The following is a 2,692-nucleotide window of genomic DNA, read 5'->3' as shown; positions in this document are numbered from 1 at the left end:
GGAACATTAGGCTTCTTTTGCAGTACGAGGGGACCAGATACCAGGGCTGGCAGCGCCAGGGAAGCTCTGAAAATACCATTCAGGGCCGTCTTGAGACGCTTCTTGGCAGAATGTGTGGGGAGCCGGTGGAGCTTTCTGCAAGCGGAAGAACGGACGCTGGGGTCCATGCGCTGGGACAGGTGGCAAATTTTCACACGAACTGCCCGATGCCCACAAGGGAAATGCTTCAGTACATAAACAGGTATCTTCCAGAGGATATAGCAGTGACGGAGGTTTCGGAGGCGGGGCCTAGGTTTCACAGCAGACTCAATGCAAAAGGCAAGCAGTATCGGTATCTGGTGTTAAACAGCAGTGTGCCGGATGTGTTTTTGCGGCGGTATTCCCTGCAGGTGATGGAGCCTTTAAATTTGTCTGCCATGGAGCGGGGAGCCCGTTATCTTGAAGGAGAGCATGATTTTGCTTCCTTTACCTCTGCAAAGAAGGGAAAGAAATCCACAATCAGGCGGCTGGATTCCATTTCCGTGGAACAGGAGGGAAGTCTGATTTCCTTTACCTTTACCGGAAATGGATTCCTGCATCATATGGTGCGGATTCTTGTGGGAACCTTGCTGGAGGCAGGGGAAGGCAAAAGGGATGCAGACAGTATCCCGGCATTGATAGAGGCCAAAAACCGACAGCTGGCCGGGGCGCTGGCTCCGTCCAGGGGACTGACGCTGATGAAGGTTTTCTATTAAAAATTTTTTTGAATTATGAAACTTTTTGCCCTGTAAAGTAGTCTAATACTTGTACAGGGCTTTTTTTGATGCTTTTTGATGAGTTTATATGCAAAAAGTTTACAAGTTTGCAGTATATTATGCCTGAAAGGGATATTACTTAATAGAAAGGCTGCCTTAAGGCGAAAGAAAAAATGACGGAACAGGAAAGAAACCATCAGGAGCTACAACTAAAAATTGACCGGTATGGGGATATGCTGTTTAAGATCAGCTTTCTCAAGCTGCAGAATGTGCAGGATGCCGAGGATGTGGTACAGGAGGTTTTTTATCAGTACGTGAAACGGCAGGAGTCCTTTGCGGGAGAGGAACATGAAAAGGCATGGCTGATCCATGTGGCCTTAAATGCCTGCCGCAAAATCTGGCGCAGTGCATGGAACCGGCATAGAAGCCGGGAGGAGATATGGGAGCAGGACTGCAAGGCTCTTTGTGGGAGCTTTGAGGAACCTGTGCCAGGGCCGGAGGAAAGCCTGATGAATGGGGAGGAGAAGGAAATGCTGTTTCGGGCGGTGAGCGCACTGCCTGTCAGATACAGAGAGGTGATTCATCTGTTTTACTATGAAGAGCTTTCTGTCAGGGAAATCGCCAGGGCCACGGGACGTAAAGAATCCACCGTTACATCCCAGCTGACCAGGGGACGGGAGCTTTTGAGAAAATCGCTGAAGGAGGAGTATGATTTTGCGTAAATTTAAGGAAGCATATAAACAGGCCGTGGACAGTATGCCCAGGTATCATATTTCCGCTGACTGCGTGACAGATGAGCTTAGACACAGGAGACTGTTGAACCGGCGGAGGCGTAAAACGGCAATGCAGGCTGCAGCGGCGGCGGTTTTGTTTCTAGCCTGCGGGGCGGGAACGGTTACGGCCATGAATTATCACAAAAGTATTTTCCGGGTGACGGAAAACGGCTTTACCGCTGTCAGCGAAGGAGCGCTGGTGACGGAAGAAGAAACTTTGCCAGCAAAAGAAGCCGGTGCGGAAGCAGAAGCGGCACAAAGCGCTTTGGCACAGGAGCAGGAAGAGCCGCAGATACTGGAAGCACAGACCTATGTGCCGGTGGAGTATACCTCCATAGAAGCCTTTGAGGAAGAGGAGGATATTTCTATAGCGATTCCTGACCAGGACTGGCTGGGGGGGATACCTTTGACCGAGAGGGTTTTGGTTTTCGAAGAGGGGGATCGGGTGATGCTCACCGTAAATTATGAGGAATGCTGTTTTTCCATGTCCCAGTGGGATCACAGAGATGTTACGGGATATGCCTCCAGCACGGTATTTACCGGAGAGAGTGACAATGAGCGGGAATATACCAATTCCCAGGGGCTGGAATATATGCTGTTTGACATAATGGAAGAAGGAACGGTGAGCTCCACCCATGCAGTGATTTCCGTGAACGGGCGGGATCTGCAGCTGGATTTTAACGGCTATGATGAAGAAACTATTGAGCACATTCTAAATAATCTGGATTTGAGTATCTATTTTAAGGAAGAGTAGGGAGGTACGGCATCTATGGAAAGGACAATTTTAATCTACAATAATCGTACAGGAGTTGCGGAGGCTATCGGCTCTTTGCTGGAGGGAGAGGAAATCCGCATGCAGACCATTGAGGATGATAAGGAGCTTCACAGGAAGCTGCATACAGGGGAGTACCATTTACTGCTGGTGGATGTGGAGCTTCAGGATAAGGGCTGGAGCAGCGGCGTTGAGATGATTGGTCAGATCCGCCGGGAGAGCAGCATTCCCATTGTAGTGGTGTCAAACCAGGCGTCTGAGACCGCAAAGATTATGGCGTTAAATGCGGGCGCGGACGATTATGTGCTGGCAGACTGCAATCCTCTGGAGATCGTGGCCAGGGTTAAATCCCAGCTGCGCAGATATACGCAGCTGGTGAATATGTGCGCCAATATTGATAGAATTTATAAGGT

General features: G+C 49.7%; 3 protein-coding genes and 2 pseudogenes. All 5 read left to right on the top strand.

Features of this window, described 5'->3' with window-relative positions; translation table 11 throughout:
- Window positions 1-734, top strand: a 734-nt coding sequence (gene truA / locus AC1WIP_RS14310) for a tRNA pseudouridine(38-40) synthase TruA (protein WP_481142461.1), incomplete at its 5' end; no start/stop codon positions are given.
- A gap of 173 nt (window positions 735-907) precedes the next feature.
- Window positions 908-1,456, top strand: coding sequence for an RNA polymerase sigma factor (locus tag AC1WIP_RS14305; RefSeq protein ID WP_481142460.1), 549 nt, complete (start codon window positions 908-910; stop codon window positions 1,454-1,456).
- On the top strand, window positions 1,449-2,261 hold the full coding sequence (locus AC1WIP_RS14300; RefSeq protein ID WP_481142459.1) for a hypothetical protein: 813 nt from the start codon (window positions 1,449-1,451) through the stop codon (window positions 2,259-2,261). Before AC1WIP_RS14305 ends, AC1WIP_RS14300 begins: the two co-directional genes overlap by 8 nt.
- Window positions 2,262-2,276: 15 nt before the next feature.
- A pseudogene (locus tag AC1WIP_RS14295) lies at window positions 2,277-2,567 on the top strand (response regulator); the annotation flags it as partial.
- Window positions 2,544-2,692 (top strand): annotated as a pseudogene (locus AC1WIP_RS14290) (DNA-binding response regulator); the annotation flags it as partial. The pseudogenes AC1WIP_RS14295 and AC1WIP_RS14290, both read left to right, overlap by 24 nt.

It is taken from the genome of Acetatifactor sp. (assembly GCF_982438285.1).
The sequence above is the reverse complement of the archived record's forward strand: the minus strand, read 5'-3'. Positions and strand labels throughout refer to the sequence as shown.